The organism is Streptomyces sp. A 4/2, from assembly GCF_940670765.1.
In the GTDB taxonomy this organism is placed as follows: Bacteria; Actinomycetota; Actinomycetes; order Streptomycetales; family Streptomycetaceae; genus Streptomyces.
In genome coordinates, this window is sequence record NZ_CALNVW010000021.1 from 1 (window position 1) to 20783 (window position 20783).

18 protein-coding genes are annotated in these 20783 nt (G+C 67.5%); 3 read left to right on the top strand and 15 right to left on the bottom strand.

The annotated features are described in order from the left end of the window. Positions 1-37: 37 nt before the first annotated feature. Positions 38-2740 carry a KGGVGR-motif variant AAA ATPase gene (locus NBY69_RS16830; protein ID WP_250301775.1) on the bottom strand — a complete coding sequence of 901 codons (2703 nt, stop codon included), beginning with the start codon at positions 2738-2740 and terminating at the stop codon, positions 38-40. A 5-nt stretch (positions 2741-2745) separates the two neighbouring features. Beyond that, on the bottom strand, positions 2746-3162 hold the full coding sequence (locus NBY69_RS16835) for a hypothetical protein (RefSeq protein ID WP_250301776.1): 417 nt from the start codon (positions 3160-3162) through the stop codon (positions 2746-2748). A gap of 687 nt (positions 3163-3849) precedes the next feature. Here NBY69_RS16835 and NBY69_RS16840 point away from each other — a divergent pair. Continuing rightward, on the top strand, positions 3850-4587 hold the full coding sequence (locus NBY69_RS16840; protein ID WP_250301777.1) for a hypothetical protein: 738 nt from the start codon (positions 3850-3852) through the stop codon (positions 4585-4587). A 131-nt stretch (positions 4588-4718) separates the two neighbouring features. Here NBY69_RS16840 and NBY69_RS16845 read toward each other — a convergent pair whose 3' ends face one another. From NBY69_RS16845 to NBY69_RS16885, 9 genes are all read right to left on the bottom strand, one after another. Continuing rightward, positions 4719-5846, bottom strand: coding sequence for a three-Cys-motif partner protein TcmP (locus NBY69_RS16845; RefSeq protein ID WP_250301778.1), 1128 nt, complete (start codon positions 5844-5846; stop codon positions 4719-4721). Positions 5847-5945: 99 nt separating this feature from the next. Continuing rightward, positions 5946-6704 carry a DUF5131 family protein gene (locus NBY69_RS16850; RefSeq protein WP_250301779.1) on the bottom strand — a complete coding sequence of 253 codons (759 nt, stop codon included), beginning with the start codon at positions 6702-6704 and terminating at the stop codon, positions 5946-5948. A gap of 562 nt (positions 6705-7266) precedes the next feature. Continuing rightward, positions 7267-8310, bottom strand: coding sequence for a serine hydrolase (locus tag NBY69_RS16855; protein ID WP_250301780.1), 1044 nt, complete (start codon positions 8308-8310; stop codon positions 7267-7269). Positions 8311-8409: 99 nt separating this feature from the next. Next, complete coding sequence (locus NBY69_RS16860; RefSeq protein WP_250301781.1) at positions 8410-9531, bottom strand: glycosyltransferase family 4 protein; 1122 nt, start codon at positions 9529-9531, stop codon at positions 8410-8412. After that, positions 9528-10064, bottom strand: a complete 537-nt coding sequence (locus NBY69_RS16865) for a dCTP deaminase domain-containing protein (protein WP_250301782.1) — start codon at positions 10062-10064, stop codon at positions 9528-9530. The genes NBY69_RS16860 and NBY69_RS16865 overlap by 4 nt, the downstream gene beginning before the upstream one ends. Beyond that, a complete protein-coding gene (dcd, locus tag NBY69_RS16870) occupies positions 10061-10600 on the bottom strand; it encodes a dCTP deaminase (RefSeq protein ID WP_250301783.1) in 540 nt (179 codons plus the stop codon). The genes NBY69_RS16865 and dcd overlap by 4 nt, the downstream gene beginning before the upstream one ends. Next, positions 10600-11832, bottom strand: coding sequence for a metallophosphoesterase (locus NBY69_RS16875; RefSeq protein ID WP_250301784.1), 1233 nt, complete (start codon positions 11830-11832; stop codon positions 10600-10602). Before NBY69_RS16875 ends, dcd begins: the two co-directional genes overlap by 1 nt. Next, the gene (locus NBY69_RS16880; RefSeq protein ID WP_250301937.1) at positions 11829-13112 is read right to left on the bottom strand and encodes a UDP-N-acetylglucosamine 1-carboxyvinyltransferase; all 1284 of its coding nucleotides are present in this window, start codon (positions 13110-13112) and stop codon (positions 11829-11831) included. The genes NBY69_RS16875 and NBY69_RS16880 overlap by 4 nt, the downstream gene beginning before the upstream one ends. A gap of 39 nt (positions 13113-13151) precedes the next feature. Continuing rightward, positions 13152-13586 carry an ATP-binding protein gene (locus tag NBY69_RS16885; RefSeq protein WP_250301785.1) on the bottom strand — a complete coding sequence of 145 codons (435 nt, stop codon included), beginning with the start codon at positions 13584-13586 and terminating at the stop codon, positions 13152-13154. Positions 13587-13761: 175 nt separating this feature from the next. Between NBY69_RS16885 and NBY69_RS16890 the strand changes: the two genes are divergently transcribed. Continuing rightward, positions 13762-15033 carry a helix-turn-helix domain-containing protein gene (locus tag NBY69_RS16890; protein WP_250301786.1) on the top strand — a complete coding sequence of 424 codons (1272 nt, stop codon included), beginning with the start codon at positions 13762-13764 and terminating at the stop codon, positions 15031-15033. Next, complete coding sequence (locus NBY69_RS16895; protein WP_250301787.1) at positions 15030-15587, top strand: flavoprotein; 558 nt, start codon at positions 15030-15032, stop codon at positions 15585-15587. The genes NBY69_RS16890 and NBY69_RS16895 overlap by 4 nt, the downstream gene beginning before the upstream one ends. Here NBY69_RS16895 and NBY69_RS16900 read toward each other — a convergent pair whose 3' ends face one another. The 4 genes from NBY69_RS16900 to NBY69_RS16915 all read right to left on the bottom strand — a co-directional run bounded on the left by NBY69_RS16900 (position 15588) and on the right by NBY69_RS16915 (position 20711). Continuing rightward, on the bottom strand, positions 15588-17288 hold the full coding sequence (locus NBY69_RS16900; protein ID WP_250301788.1) for a mobilization protein: 1701 nt from the start codon (positions 17286-17288) through the stop codon (positions 15588-15590). Positions 17289-17292: 4 nt separating this feature from the next. Further along, entirely contained in the window at positions 17293-17694 is a 402-nt protein-coding gene (gene mobC / locus NBY69_RS16905) for a plasmid mobilization protein (RefSeq protein WP_250301789.1), read from the bottom strand. A gap of 394 nt (positions 17695-18088) precedes the next feature. Beyond that, positions 18089-18967, bottom strand: a complete 879-nt coding sequence (locus tag NBY69_RS16910) for a DUF2637 domain-containing protein (protein WP_250301790.1) — start codon at positions 18965-18967, stop codon at positions 18089-18091. A 430-nt stretch (positions 18968-19397) separates the two neighbouring features. Further along, a complete protein-coding gene (locus NBY69_RS16915; RefSeq protein WP_250301791.1) occupies positions 19398-20711 on the bottom strand; it encodes a DUF3631 domain-containing protein in 1314 nt (437 codons plus the stop codon). Positions 20712-20783: the final 72 nt, after the last annotated feature.

Sequence of the window (20783 nt, forward strand, 5' to 3'; positions counted from 1 at the left end):
CGTATGCGGCAATGCGGCTACCCCGGCGTCCTCTGAGTCAGCGCGGAGGGATCGTGCGAGAGCGGCCTTCGGTTCGGATGCCGAGGGCAAGACGGTAGAGCTCCGGGAGCTGGTAGCGGCCGTCGGGGGTTTTTGACAGGGCCCCCCAGTCCTGAAGCTCGCGGACAGCCCTGTGAGTAAGTCCCACGTCTCCGGCAAAGAAGGGGGACTGTTCGTCGACGGCATGGTTTGCCAGAGTGCGCAGGAGGTCCCAGACGTGGGGGAACCGGTACTGGAGTTCCTCGATCTTGAGCGCGCCGCAATCGGCCAGGGCCTGACGCATAGCCGACGGGATAAGTACCCGGTCACTCCACCGTCCGTCGTCGGCAGACGTGACTGCGGCCGCGTGCAGGAAGCGGATGACGTCGCGCGGCTGGACGCGTTCATGGGCATCAGCGAGGGCGGAGGCGAACCAGCGGTCGGTCCAAGCCTCGCGGGAGCCGTCCGAACCCATCCTCAAGCCCCAGAGCGGCAGGAGACAGCGGGTGGTTTCCTCCTCCCCCAGGTCGGCGATGGGCCACTCCGGGGCCTGTACGGCGTCGGAGCGAACCGAGAGCCACAGGGCGAGCTTCAGGGCGTCCTCGGTGGTCCAGTGCAATTCGAACGGGGGCCTGCGGCGCAACGTTCTGCCGTCCCGGTTGACTGGCCCCTTCAAGGCGCGTTCCATTGGTGCCCCCGGACGGGTGAAAATCACGAGCCCCAACGATTGCTTCCGAAGCCTGCGCAAGGACTGGGGAACAAGGCCCACCAGACTGCTGAAGGCAACGGACACCCAGGCTCCGTCATGTTGGTCCAGCCACTCCTCCAGGCCGTCGATGAGGAAAAGCGCCTCATGCCGGAGCAGGTACTCCATCGTTTCGGCTTCGTCAGGGGCACCGGCCGCCATCGCGAGGCACGTCAGCCAGCGCTCCTGCCAGAAGGCCATGCTCTCGGCGGATGGATGTCGGGAGGATGACTCGATGAATGTGAGGATCCGGTCGCGACGCTCCGGCCCGGCGGGCCTCTGCTCCCGAGGGCTTTCCTCCCACAAGCCCTCCGCCTCGACGGGGCCTGGATCCGCATACCAGATGGTGTCCGGAGCGTCCGGCGCGGCGAGTACCGGAACGATTCGTGCGGACTGTCGGACGGTTACCCCGGCTGTCCAGGCGAAGGCGTCCCAGGTTCGCGCCGCGCACATCCTGGCAAAGGTGAATGTCTTGCCCGTGCCGGCCTCGCCCGTTACCACGGTGATCGGCAGGTCGGTTCGGTGGGCGGCGATGAACCTGCGGGTGGGTTCAATGGTGAAGAAGTCGCTGTCGGGGCCCGCGTCGAACGGCTGCCGCTTGAGTAGGGCGCCGGTGAACTCAGCCAGGGCGGACCGCCGGCGCCCGAGGACCTCCGGGTTCTCGTCGGGGCGGTGTGGCACCAGCATCGCACTCGGCGCGAACTCCGCGACCAGGCGAGGCAGCCCGCAACGGCGCATCACGTCTACGACCGCGTCCCAGCTGTCGGGAAGCGCGAGCAGTTCCTCGCGAAACGGGCTTAGCACGGGCTCGGTCAGTACCTGCTCGTCCACCGCAAGGTGGTCTTCGTCATGTTCGGCCGTCCCGTCGTCCACGGGCAGGACGATGGCCAGGGAGAGGGCGTTGCTAAGAAGGGTTTTGGCCTCGTCCGCATGGCCGTCGTGCATGTCCAATCTGTACTGGGTCACGATCGCGCCGGGCGCGGGATCCATGCCGACCAGAGCGGGGGCGTGCGTTCCCACCCGGTGAATCATGGCCTCGGTACCGCGCAGCGACTGGCTGCTGATGGTGGAGACGAAGACCCGGGTGACCCTGGGGTCCAGCAGGAGGGGGCCCGACAGCTCGGACGCGCCCGCCCGCAGGTCCAAAACGATGACGTCGGCCTCCGCAGCGACGGCGAGCGCGGCGAGAGACTCGCTGAGGAAGTAGGGCGAACGGTCCTCGGTCAGCAGGTCCGAGGGGCCGATCCGAGGCGGGCCGAGCATGGTGCGCCGACTTGAGGGAAGGATCGTCACCCGGCCGTTTCCCGCGTGACGGGACACCTCCTGGTTGGGCAGGTAGGCAGCGGCGATCTGTACCGCGTCGGTTGGCTCGCCGTCCGTGGAGGAGTGGAGAAGCGCCAGTACGTCGTCGTATGCGATGTCGCAGCGGCCGCCCTGCGCCTGGTACATCCAGGTGATACCCGGCGCTTCTAGGTCCGCATCGATGAGGAGCACGTGCTGCCCGCGGGAAGCCAGCAGGTCGGCGAGCGCCACCGCGTGCAAGGTGCGGCCCACACCTCCCTTGAAGGAGTGGAAGGCGATGATCTGCCGGTCACCGGGATAGACGGAGGACGCGGGACGCGGCAGCGGTTCGCTCAGCTCCGAGGTGATACGGCGCTCGTTGAGCCTTGGACGGCGGGCGACCTGAGGCGCGTCCGCGGTTTCGGTCAGGCGTACCGGGAGGGAGCGAGGGGTGTGGGACTCGGGACGGTCCAGAAGGAGTTCCAGGCTCTCCTCGCCGTCCACAGCGGACTCAATGCCGAACTGGTCGTCCAGGAACTCCCGGACCTCGCCTACGGAGGTGCCGGGACGCACGGACAGTTCGAGAGCGTCCCACCAGGCGTCGGCCTCAAGTAGCCAGTACGGCCACTCGCCTCCGACGGCTGCCTCCGTCAGGCGGGAGTCGATGTCGACCCAAGTGAACAGCTTGTCGGCCACGCTGCTCAGCATCCTCTCCTGGCGTCCCGCACCAGTTGTCTCAGCGTTTCGAGCGCTGCTTTCTGATCACCGTCGTTCAGTTTCGCACCATAGCGCCATGCCTCATGGAGCTGATGGCTTTCAATCCAGCCGCCAATCTTGTGGCGGCGGCAGCGAAGCGGGTCTGGGCGGGTCACGGGGTCGCGCAGGTTGAGTTCCTTCGCCAACCTGCGGAGGTCGTGGCTCCGCAAGTCGGCGGGGAGCTGAGCGGTGGACATGTAGTGCGAACGCCTTCGCATGACCTCGGCCTTCAGCGCGCACTCGGCGGCATAGAAGTACAAAAGTCCGCAGACTGCCGGGTCCCCAACGCTCTCTGCGGCCTGTGCCTGCTTCAAGAGCCTGTCCCGGCTGGTGCTGAGCTCGCCGGCCCCCACATCGACCATCTCGCCAGGGTAATGGCGGTGGGCGCACGGAGAGGGCAAGTTGAAGGAGAACGGTTCGTGAGAACGGGGTCTGGAAAACCTGAAGGCGTGGTCCGTGCCCACGGGGCACTACGTTGGCCCGCGGCCGACCTCGCTGCAGGCCACCGCCGTCAGCGATCTGGCAGGTGGCGCGCAGGACCTCGTTCCGCCGCTCCTGCTGGGACATCCCGTCTGGCGCGCCCAGCACATCGCTCCCAGGACGGCTGTGCGGACGGGAAGGATAGCTGGACCGCATGTGCCATCTAGGGCGCGGCCGATGGTCCCAGACTCCCGTTCACTTGAATCCCCGAAGGTGGAACCGGAAGTCTCGTCAGAAGGTCGCCCTGCCACCGAGTGCCTTGCTGGGTCCGGCAGCCAGGACAAGAGCCTGACTCCATCACGGACCCCTGGGACGCCATTTATGGCATTCTGCCGGTCATGTTCGCTGTGCTGCGAGATCGAGTCGTTGCTCACCAACGGAGGAAGGCTGATGCAACGATCCGTCGACTCCGGGAAGATGCCGCGGCCCTTGGTATCGGCCCAGTCCCGAGTCCGCTGAGGTTGGCTCTGAGGGCTCGGTACCAATCGGGCCCACTCTTTTTCCTGATCATGGCGCCCGTTGCCGCGTTCACCTTTGTGGTCACTGGGCGGCTTGTGCACCATACTGCGGTGATCGTCTATCCGGCCTACGGTCAGCCGCGACCCACAAGTGATCCGGGCGCGCCCTTGACGGCAGCAGATGCCATCAGTGCTTTTTCTATCACTCTGACCGTGGTGCTGACCCTGGTTCTCGTGCGTCGCGTAGCAGCAACCCTCGGGTCGCTCTATGGCGTGAAGGCGGGAACGTACCTACGCCTTTCGGTATGGACGAAACTGATCCACAAGTGCGCTGATGTCGTCCGGGCGCCACGTCTTCGCGACGAGCACTACTGGCCGAGCGTTGGTCAAGCTGTGGCTCGCGTCTACGGTGCGCGGGCCATGAGAGGGACGGTCGGCTTCACGTACTGGCGTCGCCGTAAGGCGTTGCGGGAACACGCCTACCGGGTGGCTGATGTGCTGCGGTCAGCCGAGATCCAACTCGATGCTGACCCCAAACAGGGTGCGCGAGAGATAGCACGGTTGGCCTTGGTGATTAGTACCCGTTATGCAGAGGGGCGGGTTGGTGCCCTTCTCGACCCGAGTGACATGGGGACGCAGCCTGCATCTCGACGCTTTGAAGCGGTTCGGCTGGGCGTGGTCGTGCTTGGCGCGGCTGGAATCGTGCTGGCTACTTCCGCCTTGGGGCTGCCAGCGCAACTCGCTGTCCCGGCATCCGTGCTGGTAGTCGCAGCGGTCTACCGGAGTGCTGCGCTCCCGGTTCTGGGCGCACTGTCATTTCTCTACCCGCTTCTGATAGCCGGGAAGTGATGACCGATTTAATTCTCGGAGGAATTCGCCGTGCACATCCGGTAAATCGTTGGCTTTGCGACTTGTCCCTGACGGGGGCGGCGCGCCGAGACGATTTTTCACTCTTGGTCCGACGAGTCGCTCTGGCTGTCTTACCAGAGGCCGTCCTGTTCTGCCGGCGAAGACGTAGGGGGATCATCCCGAGGTGGGAGCACGAGAGTTTTTCCCGTGACGCGCGTAGTGTCCGTGGCTACAGCGTTGGCGTCCCGCAGCTGGCGGACAGACCTGATCACCTGAGCTGGGCGATAAACGGTTTCCAGGAGGGCGAATCGCTGGAGTTCCGCGATAGTCACACCCTCTGGTGAATCGATCACATGGTCGCGGAGGATTCGGCGCAGCGCGGCAGTGTCTGGATCCCAATCCAAGTCTAGCTGCTGCTGGTTGGGATCCTTCGGGTCGCGGTAGCGGACGCCATGGTTGGGATCGACGTTCCACATGGCGTCCTTCATTTTTTCCAAGCCCTTGTCGTTCTTGGTGCCGAAGATCAGATAAAGACGTCTTCCCCCTTCGTCCACCATCTCGAAATAGAGTGTGTGCGTGAAGCCAGCACGTTGAAGACAGCCACGGTACTGGTCGCGGAGAAAAGTGAATTTTTCCGTGGAGGGCTGTTTGAAGACGGCTTGCCAATCCTGTCCGCCAAAGGCAATATCACCCTGCTGGCGCCGCCCCTCATGCTTCGCGGCGAAGCGCATCAGGAAGCCAGGAACGAAGGTGACCATGACCTCCACCCTGTCGTGCGCGGCGAGGTCCTTCAGGAGTGAGTAGGGGATGTCGGGCCCGCCGTAGCTGTCCAGGAGGACAAAGAGGGGTTGGTCTAACGCGCCTGATGTACGCAGTCGCTCCAGAAGCGCGGGGTGGAATTCGCCTTCGTCAATGTGAATGTTGAGCCGCTGGTTGACGTGCTCGGTCTGTCGTGCCTGTGCTCGCGCCATCTGACGCCGTAGCTCCTGGACGCGACGCGCGTCCTTCTCCATGAGGAACATGCGGAGGTGTTTCGGGTGTCGGAGCAGGGCGTCGGCGAAGACGCCGTGTGCGATCACTGGTGAACCAGGCTCACCCGCTTTGTAGACACCTGGGCCGGCGAAGCCTTCGGCGTACGTGGCCATCTCGTGTCGAGACAGAAGGATCGGTGCCCACGCGTCCAGGTACTTTTTGAGCAGGTCGTGCTTGGCGGCAGTATGCGGATCGCGCAGCCACGTCACTTCCTTTGGCACAGCCATGCCAGCCCCCGCTTCCCCGACGAAACGTTGCGGGGAGAGGGTGACACACGGTTGCCGTGCGTCACTAGAGGGTGGAGTGAAGATGAAGGAACTTGGCCATTATTGGACGGCTGCCACTTGGCGGCGTGGCGGCATCTGATCCCACTTCGCCCCGTCGAGCTCACGGCCTCCGGCCTTCGGGGACCTGCCGCCCCATTGCTTGAAGAAGAACGGCACGCCGGCTCCCAGGCATGCGTCGCGAAGGGCCTCTACCCATTCCTGTTCGAGCGGCCTGTGGTTCGCGCCGGACTCGCCTCCAGCGATCACCCAGCCGATGCCTTCAAGATCTATACTTGGCAGGGGACCGAGTAGGGGTTCGCAGGACAGGAACCGCACGGCGGCGGGCACGCACCGAAGATCATCAATGCGATTGACGTGTGCCTCGCTTTCGACAGAAACCCCCATCCATAGATTGGCGGGCCACTCAAGGTCCTCCGCTACACGGCGAAGCCGTAGCGCTCGTTTGGTGAGTAACTGGTAGGTGTGCTGTGGAGTCTCTGCGATGACCTGGAAGACGTCGTGCACGAAGCTGATCGGCACCTTCGCGTGGAACAGGTCACTCATTGAGTTTACGAAAACCATCCGTGGTGCCTTCCACTGTCGAGGCACGTCGAGAGCTGAGCGGTGCACGGTGAGGCCGAAGCCGGGGCCAGAGGTTCTCGGATCGCCATCGGCCTGATACTTGGCCGCCCCCATGGCCTTCAGACGCCGTGAAAGCGTCAGCGCATAGCAGTTGTCGCAGCCTGATGAGACCTGATCGCAGCCCGTTGTTGGATTCCAGGTCGCTTCTGTCCACTCGATTGAGCTTCGGTCACCCATCGTCGCACCTCCTATGGCACGCGACGAGGCGCCTTGGCGCTCGTCGCGCGCTCTGACTTGGTTGCCTAACGACCGTAGTGCCGAGCTGGCACGCGACCATCGCCATCATTCATCTCGAACGTATGTTCCGTACAGGGGGTTCAGAGGTTCATCTGTCCCGGAGATCAGTCCAGTTGGACCCCTGACGGCTACGACGTCTAATACTCCAGCCGCATTTCTTCATTAGCGCTGGTCAGCGGCCTGGGTGTGGAGATTGTAGCGGGGTGGGTTGGGGTGCGGGGCGGTCTTGGTGGACCGTCCCGCGAACGTGCGACCTGGTTCCTGTCGAGTAGCCCTCGCGGCCGTTTTCGCTCTCGAGGGCCTCCAACGGCAGAAGCTCGCTTATGGCGGGGAGGCGCCGCCGCGACAGGCGAGGAGCTTCTGGACCAGTGCTGCAGCGTGCAACCCCGCATCTGCTGCGGCCTTGCGCAGTGCTACGACCACGATCCCGGCGGCCGTTCCGACACCGACGGCGCCCGGCGTACCGGCGGGCAGGCGGTCTCAACGTATGCGCCCCGCCATCTCACTTGAAGGCAAGCCCACGGAAGGCGTTGCGGATGTCCGTCAGGGGCTGTCGGTCGCGGGTGTAGTAGAGCTTGTTGGTCAGGAGCACTGCCCAACGTTGCTGACGAGGTGAGATCCACATACCGGTGCCCGTGAACCCGTAGTGGACCCAGACTGCTTGGGCGGGAGCAGTACCGGGCGCGGGGTGCCAGAACAGACCGCGTACGGGCTGCAGCTCGCCCGTCTGGATGGTCAGCGATTCCCCGGTCCAGGCGGAGCCGAAGCCTGCCCGGCTGGGCGTGTTGCTGGGGTCGAGCATGTAGCGCAGGAATGCGCCGAGATCGTCCATGACGGTGAAGGCGCCGGCGATCCCGCACACTCCGCCCAGGAGCCGTGCGGAGAAGTCGTGGGCGATGCCCTTGAGGTGGGTATCGGTCTCCGGGTCGAGTTCGGTCGGGGCGCATCGTGAGGCGGTCTCGGGGGGCAGCGGCCCGAAGCGGGTCGTATGCATGCCCAGTGGCTGCCACGTCCGCTGTGTCGCGAGCTCGTCGAGGCGCTGGCCGGCGAGATGCTCGGCGAGGTATCCGAGGATGAGGGCGGCTCGATCGGTGTATTCGACAGCCTCGCCGGGTGGACGGTGCAGGGCTTCGTGGAGGACTCCGTCGCGGACGTCTTGTGGGTCCGTGCCGTAGAGGTTCTTGAGCTGGGCTCGCAGCGGAACGCCGGCTGTATGGGTCAGCAGCTGGCGGGCGGTGACGCCCCCGAGCGGGTGGCCGTCGACTTCGGACCAGAAGGTGGTGAGTGGGATGTCGAGATCGAGTTTGCCTTCCTCCCAGAGGGCGCCGATCGAGGCCCACACCGCGAGGATTTTCGTCAGGCTGGCGGCGTCGAAAATGGTGTCGGGCCGCATCGGCGTACCGGGGTCCTCGGGGTCGAGCACTCCGGTCGAGCCGGAGGCGTGGATGCCGGCAGCGTCACCGACGGCCCATACGGCGCCTGGGTAGACCTTGTCGCGGGCGCCTTCGCTCAGGAGCTGTTCGATGCTGTCGGTGCGGTACGTCATGGTCTCCCTGTTCGCCGTGTGCATCCCGCCGGGTCAGCGTAGTGACGTGGGTGGGTCCGGTGGGCGATCGGCGTGGCGGCATCGTCTGGTGTGTGACGTTCATGTGAGCCGGCTGCCCAGCTCCGTCAGGGCTTGAGCGGTCGTCGAGAGTGGGTAGCGGGCGGCGTTCGCGTAGCCCGCCTGTCGGAGAGCGGGTAGTAGTCCCGGTGTGGTCCGCAGCCGGTTCAGGTCGCGGGCGAGTGCGGTGGACTGCGTGAAGTCGGTGGCCACTCCGGACCCTGCGAGGACCTCGGTGAGGCCGGGCACGGGCTGGTACAGAACAGGCAGGCCACAGGCTTGGGCCTCCAGCGCGACCAGGCCCATGGCCTCCAGGGTGGTGGATGGCAGGACAAGTACGTCGTGCTCGGTGAAGGCTTTCCACAGCTGTGGACGGTGGAGCCAGCCGAGATAGCGGGCCCGCACACCGGCCCGCTGGAGCAGCGGGGTCAAGGCGCGGAACTGGGCTCTGGGGGCGGCGACGCTCAGCTCGACGCCCGGAATGGGCGCCAGGCCGATGATGAGGCGCTCGACGCCCTTCTCGGATGTCAGCCGTCCTGCGTACAGGACTCGCAGATGGCTGGTTGACGTGCGGGCGGGCCGGACCGGTGGATCAGTGAGCAGATGGTCGGGGATGCCCCACGGGATGTGGACGACCTTGCGGCGGTCTGTTTGTGGGGCGAGCTTGAGCAGGTGATCGGCCATGGCGCCGGTGGAGACCACGATTGCGTCGGCGGCCCTCGCTGTCTCGCGCAGCACTTGGAGTTGGTCGCGGTGGGCTTCGGCAAACAGCAGGTCGGTGCCGTGGGCCATCGCGATCCTCGGGTGTGCCGGCAGGGCCCGGAGTAGCGCGGGGGTGGCGCCGAACGCCAGATGTTGCAGGTGCAGAACGCCGATCTGTGCCGGATCGATCGCGGTCACCAGGGCCTGGCGCAGGGCTGCGGCGTAGCGACTGAAGCCGGCACCTTCCAGACACTTCCCGGACACGGACAGCAGGTCGAGGCCCGATGGGAGGCGGGGCCTGGGGCCCGGGGGTGCCAGCATGAAGGCCCGTGCGGGAATGAGGGGCTCGTCGCCGGTATAGAGATCGAGGAAGAGTTCGACGCTGCCGCCGGGGCTACCCGCAGGAAGGTCGAGGCAGGTAGCAGCCAGCGGGCCCGCGGTCGAGCGAACGACGGACTTCACAAAGCTCCTTGAGGGATCTCTTCGTACAGGCGGGAGATGTCGATGCCGTTCGTCGCCGCGTACTTGGCTCGTTGTTGCTGGTAACTGGACGGGCTGCCGACGGTGGTGAGGAAGACGAGCTTCCCGAAGGTCATCCCCGGGTAGACGCGGGCGGGCTTGGCGACACGGATCTCCAAGGTCCAGCGGATCGCGTGGCCCTGGTGGCCGAGCGGAGCGGAGACGTGGACCCAGATGCCGAGGGCGCCGATGGTGCGGTCCCCGTTGAGTAGCTGTGCGTACGTTTCCGAGCCGGTCTTCTCCAAGGTGACGCCGAGGTAGAGCACTCCGGGCCGCAGGACCAAACCGGAGATGGGGATGGGGTGTTCGGTGAAGGCAGTGATGGCGGCGGCGTCCAGGTCGCCATCACAGATGCGGATCGTGTCGCCCAGCCGCCAGTCGTAGGCGTTGGGTGAGATCCGCTCGGGCTCATAGGGGGAGATGGTGATCTCTCCCGTGCTGACGGCAGCGGCGATGGCTGAGCCCGTAAGAATCACGAGGCGACCGCCTGGATGGGCGCGGTGTCCTGCCAGTAGCGGGAGGACTGGGGGCCGGCGGCACCCTGGTACTTGCCGCGGTACAGGTCGACGTCGCCGGTGGAGACGAAGAACATGATCTGCCCGATCTTCATGCCCGCGTACACCCGTAGCGGGCGGATGGGCGAGAGCATCAAGGTCCACTGTCCGTGGAAGCCGATGTCGCCGATCGGTGCGGTGATCTCGACGAACAGGCCGAGGCGTCCGACCGAGGAGCGGCCGAAGAGCAGTGGGACGAAGATGTCCGAGCCGACCTCCTCCACGGTGTGGCCGAGGTACAGCTCGCCGGGCTGCAGGACGTATCCGTCGTCGCCGATCAGGATCGAGCGCGTGGGATTGGTCTGGTGGGCGTCGATCACCTTGGCGGCATACGTCAGCAAGGTCGGACCGAGGCGGACGTTGTAGCTGTTGGGGTTCGTCTGGTCCGGGGTGAAGGGAGTGATCCGTAAGCGTCCGTTGGCCACGGCGGCCTTGATCTCAGGTCCGGTGAGGATCATTACTGGCCTCCTTCTTGGGAGTCGGCGGAGCTGGGGAGCGAGGTGGTCAGGACATGGCTTACGGCTTGGCGAAGGCGTATGCCTGCTTGATGAGTTCGCCCGCCGAGGTAGCTGTCGGCGAGGTAGTCGGTGGTCAGCACGGTTCGGATCGCCGGGGGAAGCGGGGCGGGGGCGACAATCAGGGGGCCGACGAGTTCGGTGAGGTGGTCGAGCAGCTTGCCGTGGCCCTGGACGTGCTGCTCGGGGAGGAAGGCATGCACGAGCTGATTACCGAAGGGCTCGATGGCCAGCAGGTCGCCGAGGGTCAGCGTGGCGCCGAGTGGCACCGTACGCAGGGCGGTCTCGTTGAGGATGACCGCGTCAGCGCCGAGGCCGGAGTGCAATCGGCCGGCGATCTCTTCGAGCAGTCTGCGGCGATCCAAGGGCCCATCGCGGAGGCGCTCGTCCACAGCGCCGATGGGGCTTCTCAGCCGCAGTCCGACGGCTGAGATCTTCTCCATCAGCGAGGTGAGTTCGTGAGGGACGGAACGAGCGTCGGGAAAGGACCCGATGCGGGCGCCCCAGCCGCTGCCGACGGGCTCGGCGGTGGCGTATCCGACACCGAGTTCGCGGCCCTTGACCACGAGGGTGTCGCCGACATGCGCGGGGCCGAAGCTGTCGCTGTGGCAGTGCCCGGCGAAGATGACATCGGCGCGCGGGCAGGCTGCGGCCAGCTTCAGGTCCTCATCGAAGCCGGAGTGGGACAGCACCATCCACGAGTCAGCACTGTGGTGGTTCTCCTGCATCACTTCGTGCAGCGCCTGTGCCGGGTTGCTGATGCGGTGGCCGGCGCGCTGGTCGGCAGAAATGGCGTTGAACGCCTGCGGGCCCATCACCGCAGTGACAGCGACCCGCCGTCCGCCGACCTGCTGGATGCGTACGCGGTCGAAGAGCGGCGTGCCGCTGTCATCGGTCGTGTTCGCGCACACCGTCATCCGGTGCAGCTGTGGCTCGAAGTAGTGCGGCCACCCGTGGTTTCCGGGCGCGAGCAGGTCGTACAGGGTGGTGAGGACTTCGCGCTCGATGCGTCCCTCGCCGAGGTGGTAGTAGCCGCTCCCCTCGAAGAAGTCTCCGCAGTCCACGATCAGGCTGTCGGGCCTCGCAGCGTGGAGGTGGGCGAGCATCGGAGCGGCCGAGTCGAAGGCGGAGTGGACGTCGGTCGTCGCGATGATCTGCCGCAGTTCCCGATTCACGGGATCACCTCGCAGATGTCGGCGCCGAGGGCGTGCAGCTTGACGGGCAGGTCGGCGTGGCCGCGCCGGAGCTGTTCGAGGCCGCCGAGGGTGGTCACTCCGAGAGCGGTGAGGCCGGCGATGAGCAGGGCGGAACCCGTGCGGATGTCGGTGGCCTCCACTCCGGCACCGGTCAGCTGCTGCGGCCCGGCGAAGCGGCACTGTGTGGGCGACAGCTCGTCGATCGTGGCTCCGAGGCGGACGAGCTGGGGCAGCAGGTTGCGGTGGCGACCGGGGTTGATGTCGTCGGCGAACAGGTGGGTGCCGGGCAGGGTGAGGGCCAGGGCCAGCAGCGGGGGCTCGAAGTCCGCGTCCAGGCCGCCGGGGGACAGGGAGGCAATGGCCCGTAGAGGTCGGCCGGTGGGCTGAGCGTCCCGGGCCTGCACGGTGAGGGTGCCGTCCTCGGCGTCGGCGGGAATACCGAGCCAGCGGAGCGCGGTGATCAGGGGGGTGATGTCGTCGCGGCGTACGCCGTGGATGTGTGCGTTGCCGCCTGTTACCGCGACTGCGCAGGCCAGAGTGCCCGCTTCGATCTTGTCGCCAGGCACCCGCCACGCGATCTCCTCGCCGGAGACGGATCGAGGCGGCTGAAGGGTGAGGACGGCCTCGCTGACCCGGCACTCCCACCCGGAAAGCCTCAACGCCTTTACGACACTGAGCACTTCGGGCGACAGATTCGGTTGGCCCAGTCGCAGCGGCCGTCCGGCGACGACCGTACGCAGGACAGCGGCGATGCTCGCTCCGCGGGACCGGAAGGGGAGCATGATCGACACCGTCCCGCGTCCGCCAGTGGCTGCTTCCACAAGGTAGCCGCGGTCATCGACGGTCGAGCGGTCACCGAACCGCTCGTACACCTTGAAGTGCTGCTCCATCCCACGATCTCCGATGGCGCAGCCGCCCGGCCACGGCAACCGGGCCCGCCCATAGGCGCCGAGAAGTGCCGGGACCAGGTAGTACGAAGCTCTGATCCGCGCAGCGACCTCGGGATCGGGATCCGGCCGCTGCTTGTCGCTCGGCAGGATCACCGTGGTGTGCGGATCGCTGACCGGGCGGGCCGCGTGCCAGCCGGACTGCTGGAGGAGGGTGAGCATCGTCCCGACATCCGTGTTGGCCGGGACGTTGCTCAGGTACACCGGGCGGTGCATGGCTGCGGCGGCGGCCAGCAGGGGCAAGGCCGCGTTCTTCGACCCGTCTACGGTCACTGCCCCGGCGAGTGGAACGCTCGGGCGCACGGCGACCACTTCTGCGGCGACTGGGGGAATGCGTACGGCTGGCAACAGTCAGCTCCTCATCTGGGGCACGTGTGTTGTGACGGTTGGAAGCGGGGTGCTGAGATCGAGTTCGGCCCAGCAGCGCTTACCGGAAGGCAGCGGGTCGAATCCGTGGCGGTCGGCGAGTGCGGCTACGAGGAACAGGCCGCGTCCGTCCTCCTCATCCGCATCCGGCAGGCCGACTTCCGGGATGTCGAAGCTGGTGTCGATCACGGCGATCCTCAGCGCCTCGTCGCTGAGGTAGGCGCCGGCTGTGATCGGTCCTTTGTGTGCGTGCCGTACCGCGTTGGTGATCAGCTCCGAGGCCACCAACACAGCCGCCTCCAGGAGTGCAGGTCCAAGAGCGGCGCCCCAATCCCGTATCTCCTCGGCGATCTGCCGACGCGCCGACGCAGCGCCGGCAGGTGTGCCGGGGACGGGAATCCGGATGTGGTGCGCTTCCATGAGCGGCCTCCTGATCAGTTCGGCCACTCCACGTAACCGCCGGACGGGCCTCTCGAACCAGGGCGTGTGCGGGTGCTGCATCGTCTATGCAGGAGCTGCATCACGGTGCACTGCCAGTCCCTTACGCTCGGTGGGGAAGGCAGGATCGGCGACGGCAGGAGGAGCCGTGGCACAGATGGCCGAAGAGCACAGCGAAGCGAGACGGATCGGTGAAGTGATCCGTCAGGCCCGCGTATTACAGCGGCGCTCGCAGAAGGACGTCGCCTCCGCCCTGGGCTATCACCAGTCCAAGGTGAGCCGCCTGGAAGGCGGCAGGGGCACGGACGACGTCCGCATCCTGCGCGAGGTCTCGCGCGTGCTGGCGATTCCGCCCCACCGCCTCGGCCTCGCCGCCGCCTCGGACATCAACCACCCCGAACCCGAGACAGAGGACATGCACCGCCGTACCGTTCTCGCCGCCGGCATCGCCGCGCTCGCGGCCCCGACCCTCCCCAGCACCGCCCATCAGGACCTGGTCCAGTCCCTGCTACCTGGAACAGCGCGTGTGACTGCCGAACTGGTGCCGGATCTCCAGAGCATGCGGGACCAAGTTGCAGGTGTACGACGTCTCTTCTGCACCTGCGATTACACAAAGCTGGAAGGCACACTGCCCGTCCTGATCGGGCAGTTACGGCAGGCCATCAGCGACAGTCCCGGATCGAGCGACATGTCCGGGCTCCTCGCCACGGCGTATCAGACCTCGGCGAGCCTGCTGCTCAAGCAGAGCGACCAGGGCAATGCCTGGCTCGCGGTCGGACGCGCCATGTCCGAGGCCGAACGCTCCGGCGATCCCGTCGTCCTCGCCTCCAGCGTCCGCGTTCACGCCCACGCCCTGGCACGCGACAGCCACACCTCTCAGGCCGTCGCCCTCGTCCGGCACGCCGCAGACCAGCTCACGGGCTCGTACGACCAGCGCTCCCCGAAGTACCTCGCGGCGCTTGGACTGCTGCTTCTGCGCGGGGTCACCGCCGCCAGCAGTGGCGGCGACCGCTCCGCCACCCGCGACTTCCTCACCGAGGCGAAGGAAGTCGCCCGCTACGTGACACTCGACAGTCCCGACGCCTGGGCCAACTTCAGCCCGACCAACGTCGCCCTGCACGGACTCAGCGCGGCGGTCGCCTTCGGCGACGCGGGCGTCGCCCTGGACACCGCCCGGCCTCTCATGCGCCGCCACATCCCCGTCCCCGAGCGTCGTGCTGCCCTGTGGATCGAGGCCGGCCGCGCCTACAGCCAGCAGGGCCGCCTGGCGGACGGGTACCAGGCGCTTCGCATCGCGGAGAGCTGCGCGGCCCAGGACATCCGTCGCCCGGCCGTCCGTGAGCTGGTGGCCGACATGGCCGCCCGCGACCGTCGCCGTACGCTGCCGGAACTGCACCGTTTCAGCCGTCAACTGGGAGTCCCCGCGTGAGTGATCAGCCGGACCGGCAGACCAAGAAGCCCTTCCTCTACGTCGTCGTATGCGCCTCCGGCATCGCCGGCGACGTCGGCATCCTGATCACCGCGGCCCAGGAGGCAAACTGGAATGTGGGTGTCGTCGCCACCCCTCAGGGCCTCGGTTTCATAGACGCCGAGGCGGTCGAGGCACAGACCGGCTACCCGATCCGCTCGGCCTGGCGCTCGCCCGGCGACCCACGGCCGCTGCCGCCCGCCGACGCCATCGCGGTGGCCCCGGCCACCTTCAACACGATCAACAAATGGGCTGCCGGGATCTCGGACACCCTGGCGCTGGGCATCCTGTGCGAGGCGTACGGCTTCGGCATCCCTACTGCCGTCCTGCCCTACCTGAACTCGGCTATGGCCGCCCATCCTGCATACAGCCAGAGCCTGGAGCGGCTGCGCGAGATGGGCGTCCTGATCGGTTCGTACGAACCTCACAAGCCGAAGGCCGGCGGTGGCGCGGACCAGTACCGCTGGGAAGAGGCGCTGGAGCTGCTTACTCCCAAGCTGTCCGCACCGGCCTGATTAGCGCCGCCGTGCGGGCGGTGCCTGCGGCGGCGGAGGCACCGTTGCCGAGTGGATCGGGGCAGCAGCGCGGTGCGTGGTGCTGCGCGCCCTGGCCGCCTGGGCGCGGGGACCAGGGGCGTGACGGTCACCAAGGCGGCGGATGCGCCAGGTCAGCGCGCGGGCGGGGCTGTGGGCGTCGTCCAGGGTGCGCTGGTCGAGGGCCTGACCGAGGACGGTCGTCGCGTTGTGCCCGGCAGCCTCTGCCTCGGCGAGCACGGCGGTGAGTGCGTCCCAGGCGGGGTCGTCGAGGATGCGCTCGGCGTGCTCCGGCACGGCCTGCCGGAGGTGGTGGGCGTAGCGGTGCTTCATCTGGGGGCTGGGGGCGCGTTGCGCGAGGCCGGCCAATACCGGCTCGGCGACCTGGGCGTACGCGACCTGAAGGTGTACGAGAGCCTGTTCGGCTGCCGCTTCCTGCTGAGCGTGCTGGTGGGTGCGGTGCCAGTGCATGGCGAGCGCCACGGCCGTGAGCACTGTGTCCAGCAGCATGGCGATTCCGGACCCGTCGCCGTCCGAGGGCCGGTCTCGCCAGATCGTTTGGATTCCGCGCCGCAGAGCGTGGGTGCTGGCGAGGTCGGCCGCGATGCGGGAGCGGGTGGCGCGCTCGAAGGCGATAGTGGCTCGTTCCAGTTCGGCCTTCACCTCGGTCGGTGCGTTGTTCGGCAGCAGATCCAGCGTCGCGCCGAGTAGCACCAGTTGGCCTTGGGCTGTCTGGTCGTCGCCATAGGCGAGGTGGTGGGAGATTCGTTCTGCGGCGGCGGTGGTTTGGTGCCATGGGTTGCCCGGCCGGACGGTGACCGGTTCGAGGCTGGTGGTGGCGAGGCTCTTGCGGATCTTGGGCAGAGACAGGTCGGGGGCGAGGGTAGAGCCCGCGTAGAAGACTGGCTCGCCCTTGTCGTTGGTGTCGTAGGGCAGGGCGAAGGTGCAGCCGAGCGCATCACCGGAGGGGCCGCGCTTGAAGCGCACAGCCACTCCTGTGCCCTCCAGGAGCGCGAAGAACTCGGTCTCGTCGGACGCGGCGGCAACCGCGCGGCGGACCCGCAGACGCAGGACGTCACGGGCGGCGGCGCCCTGGCCCAGGCGCTTGGCCTTGAAGTGCTCCTTGCTGGTGAGCCGCTTGGCGCCGGTGCCGTCGCCCGGCTTCAACCGCCGGAGCCCGTAGTCGGCCTCGATTGAGCGGGCCTCACGCTGGACTGCGCGCTGGTCGTAGCCGCGCTCGGGCCGACGGCCGTCATGGCGTACGAGCGTGGCGGCGATGTGGATGTGGTCGTCAGCGTGGCGGACGGCCACCCAGCGGCAGGCTTCCTCATCCCCCTCGGGGGCAATGCCGGCGGCAGCCACCATCCGGCGGGCGATGTCCGCCCACTGCCCGTCGCTGAGGATCGGGTCTTCGGGCGCGGCGCGGACAGGGCAGTGCCACACAGTGTCCCTGGGCGCCTTGTCGCCCAGCATCTTCACGGGCTGATCCAGTTGTGCAACGAGCTGGGCCTCCACCTCCTTCGGGTTGCGGTGGGGGCTGCGGCCAGGGTCGGGGGCGAAGCCGTTCCAGGACGCCACCAGGTGTGGGTCGGTGTGCTCGTTGGCCCGCCCCTTGCCGAAGAGGTACGCGATGGTGCGTCGCGTGGCTTTCGGGCCCGCGCCGAGGATGATCTTGGGAATCACCGGCTCACCGGGCCTCAGTGACCTGGGCGATAGCAGTGTCCAGTTCGTCGATGGACGCCTCGACGCGGGCCAGGAGCCTTTGGACGGTGGCGGGGTGGGGCCAGGTGCCGTCCTTGTTGAGGTGATGGGCGAGCTGATTGAGGTTGCTGCCGATCTTGCCGAGCTGTCCGTTGGCGGCCATGAGCGTCTTCACCATGGCGCGATAGTCGGCGACAGCTGCGGTGGGATCGCTGGCACGGGCAGCGGCAAGGGAGCACTCGGCCACGTAGCCACCGGTAGCCATGCCGCTCAGAGCGGCGGCGTTCTTGACGAGGGCGAATTCGTGGTCGTTGTAGCGGGGGTGGACGCGGCGCTCGCGCAACTGCTTGTCACGCAGACGGCGACGCGGCGCTGGCTGCTGCGGCACGCTCGACGATGGCTTGGTGCCTCCTGACCCGGCTGGCTCCCCCGGGCCGGCCGACTCCGGTGCCGCCTTGGCGCCGGATGCCTCCGCCTCCCCTGGGGCGGAGGTCGGGTAAGGACTCCTTACCCGACAACTTGCTCCGTCTGAAGCAGCCCGTCCGAATGCCTGCCGTACACGTTCCGTCAACACAGGCGACTTCGTCAGCGGTATCTGTTCCTTGGGGTGGTGTGGCTCGTGCGTCATGAACGGTTCTCCAGACGAGGGGGTGGGGCGGGCTCTCGGGAGGGCCCGTGAGCTGCGAGCGGTCACACGGACCCGTCCATGGGTGTGATGAGCCAGTAGTGACCGGCCTGGCCGGGTGACCGGAACGGGTTCCGGTCGCCCGGCAGGTTCCTGGTCAGCCGCTGGCTGGACCGCTTTCGGCGGAGGCTGTGAGTTCGTTCCGGAGGACGTTCGTCACCTCGGTCAGCCGCTCACTGGAAATCGGAAGACCCTTGTCCTCAACTGCCTTCCGGACAGTGGCCCGGGTGAGTTTTCCCTGCTCAGCACAGGCAGCCCTGCCGATCTCCACGAGATCCCCGAGCGGGGCGCCGGGTGGACGGCCACCGCGGGACTTGGTCTCCGCAACCTCCGCAGGAGGTTGCGGAGACCCATCGGACACGGCGACCGGTGGCTCGGTGAACCCGGCGAGCTCGCCGGGTTCGGCTGGCTCCGCTGGCATTCCGGCGGCCCGGAGAGGTGTGGTCACCGATGCCCTCAGCACTTGCCCAGAACCTGCGAGCGGGTGCTGGTCCACGAGCTGGTGGATCTGCCGCATCAGTACGGCGAAGGCCACCATCGCGGCTGCCGGTGGAACCGCGGCCACCACGTAGTCGAGGAACGGGACGTCACCGGTTTCGCGTGTGCCGCTGACCCCGGCAACGTTCAGGGCGATGGAGCCGACAGATCCGATGGCGGTCACCGCGATGGCCCATCGGTCGGTGACCCGGCGCAGCCCTGCGCGGAGCATGAGCAGCTCACCCGCGACGATGAAGGCGTCCAGGGTGGCGGGCCACGCCCAGCGGCGGACCGGTGAATCTCCCAGCCCGTGCTGCCCGGCGACGTCGGCCAGGTGCGCGTAGGAAAGACAGAACGCTCCGGCGGTCAGGGCGACGATGACGATGCCGGCCGCGATGAGCGCGTAGCGTTCGGCAGCGCCATGGGGCGCTGCGGGCTGTCCTTCGGTCGTTCGGTTGACCGGCTGGTGGTGCGGGGGTGAGAGGGGAGGGGTGGGCAAGCGGGTGCTCCTGGGGTGGTGGTGTGGGGCGTCTTTGGCGTCTTGGCCGTTGCAAGTGCAGGTCAGGGGCGGTACGGCAGCGGCTCCGGCTGTCCGTCTCGGTAGTGCCGCCAGCCGTCTTCAGCTCTGTCGCAGTACGCCGCAGGCGGTTCGCCGCGCCAGTGCCCGACCGGGGTGCCGCTGTCCCGAGTCGGGACAGCGGCATTGCGTCTTCCGTCTCACTGGCCAGGGCTGTGACCTGCACCGATACGGCAAGGACGCGGGAGACGGTGCAAGACGGATCCGGACAGCGTCTTGGGCGGCCACGCCGGTGGTCGTGATCGCGTTGCCGTCTTGGCCCCGGTCGCCGTCTCGCTCGCAGGCCGTATGACCTGCGAGATCACGGCAGGGACGGCAGGGACGGCAGGGACGGCAACCAGGGCGGCGGGCCTCAGCCCCTGTCGGGGGCGGGGCGGGTGCCGACGGGGTGGACGGTGGGGCAGTACCGCCGCCAGCTGTCGAGGAACTTGTTGCGCGTGTAGCCCTTGCGTTGCGTTCCGTCAGCCATCCGGACGTTGCCCGGCCCCACGCCAAAGCCCCGCAGCAGCCTGCCCAACTCACGGGCGTTCAGCCCGCCGCGCCCCCACTCCGCCCACGGGCTCTCGGGGTCCTGGCGCAGGTGGTGCAGGAGTTCCTCGGTGGACAGGCTGTCCACCTCCCGCTGGGCAGCGAAGATCCGACGGATGTCGGCGAGGATCCGTGCGCCGCCGGGGTTGTCCTCCTCGGCTGTCACTTCGGCGGCGACCATGCGTGCGCACGCCATTCGAGCCCGGCGCGGCCAAGACCCACCGACTAGCTCGGCGACGATCACCAAGGGTTCCCAGGTGTCGGCGGCGCGGTCCTCGACTGGCATGTCCGGCTCAAGGATTGCCGCCTCCTCCAGAAGCGGCCTGGCCCACGCGTTGACCCGGTCGCGCAGTTCGTGCAGGGCAGGAATGTCACGGCGGGAGCGGAAGGGCTTCACCTTCTCCCCTTCGGCCCGTCGACGCATCCGGATCACGACCGACCGGTCCATGATCGTGTCGGGCAGGTTGCCGATCCCCGCGATGGCCGCCATGGCGAAGGTGGCGAACTTGTGCGGGGTGTGGTCGTTACCGACGACCCGAGTCACGTAACGCCCTCGCTGATGACCGGCGTTGAGCAGGCCACGCGTCTCCTCGTTCCGCTCCGCCTGCTTCGGCGTACCGAAAATGGTGTCTGCCTCGTCCACCAGAAGCGTCGGCGGCTCCTCCTCGGTGATCGAGCGGAAGATCGCCGCCGGCGTGGTGTTGATCGTCAGCATCGGCTCGTGGACCGTCTCGGTCAGCACATCCAGGAGCCGCGACTTGCCGCACCGCTTCTCCGGCCCCACCACCGCCAGACGCGGCGCGTGCTGCCACGCGGTCTGCAGGTGCGTGGCCACCACCCACAAGGCGATCGCATCGAGCGCCTCCGCTGACGGCGGGATCACGAACTGGGCTATCCGCGCGTGCAGTTCATCCAGCAGCGCGGAGCCCTGCGTCGGATCCGCATCGGGGATGTCCTCCAGCCCGCTCGGCGCCTGCGCCTCAGCGGCGCTGTCGGCGGCCGAACCGCCGGTCAGGCCGGGATCGGCGTCTGCGGGCTGGGAGGCGCTCAGGTGGGCGCCTGGCTGGCCGGGGATGGCGGTCATGGGCCAGCTTGCCTTGGCAGGCTCGGAATAGTCCTTGGGGTTCTTGGGTTCCACTGGGCAGCTCCTCGTCTGGCGGTGGCGGGCTCGCCCGCCCTTTCCGCCGGGTCGGTTCTCATCGGATCGCTG